General features: G+C 73.5%; 1 protein-coding gene and 1 pseudogene. One reads left to right on the forward strand and one right to left on the reverse strand.

Features of this window, described 5'->3' with window-relative positions:
* Positions 1–408 (forward strand): annotated as a pseudogene (locus FPZ47_RS28755) (PE family protein); the annotation flags it as partial.
* A gap of 57 nt (positions 409–465) precedes the next feature.
* On the opposite strand, the gene FPZ47_RS30095 reads toward FPZ47_RS28755, so the two are convergent.
* Positions 466–544, reverse strand: a 79-nt coding sequence (locus tag FPZ47_RS30095; protein ID WP_246859924.1) for a hypothetical protein, incomplete at its 5' end; no start/stop codon positions are given.

Raw genomic sequence — 544 nt, forward strand, 5'->3', positions numbered from 1 at the left:
GGCCTTTTCTTCTCCAGCGGCGGGACGGGCGGCGTCGGCGGGACCGGCCTAAATGACGGCGGCGGGAACGGCGGGTCCGGCGGCACCGCGACCCTGCTCGGGTTCGGCGGGGCCGGCGGAGCAGGCGGGGCAGGCGTCACCACCGGGGGTGTCGGCGGGACCGGCGGCAGTGCCGGCGCGCTGTTCGGCATCGGCGGCGCCGGCGGCGAAGGCGGGCCGGGCATCAATCCCGGCAGTCTCGGCGGCGACGGCGGCAACGGCGGCAACGCCGTGCTCATCGGCGACGGCGGCGACGGCGGCAACGGCGGCTTTGGCGGGATCATCCCGACTGCGCCCAACAACGGCGCCGGGGGCAGCGGCGGTCGCGCCGGGCTAGTCGGTGTGGCCGGGATCAACGGGCTGTCCTAGACCGTCCTAGCCCCGTTTTCCGCATAGTTGGGGGCTCGATCAGTGCGGAAAACGGGCCTAGCCGATCAGCACCGCATACCGGGGCTTGATCACCTCGTCGATGATCGCCAGGCGCTGGTCGAACGGGATGAACGCC

The organism is Mycobacterium helveticum, from assembly GCF_007714205.1.
Classification (GTDB): domain Bacteria; phylum Actinomycetota; class Actinomycetes; order Mycobacteriales; family Mycobacteriaceae; genus Mycobacterium; species Mycobacterium helveticum.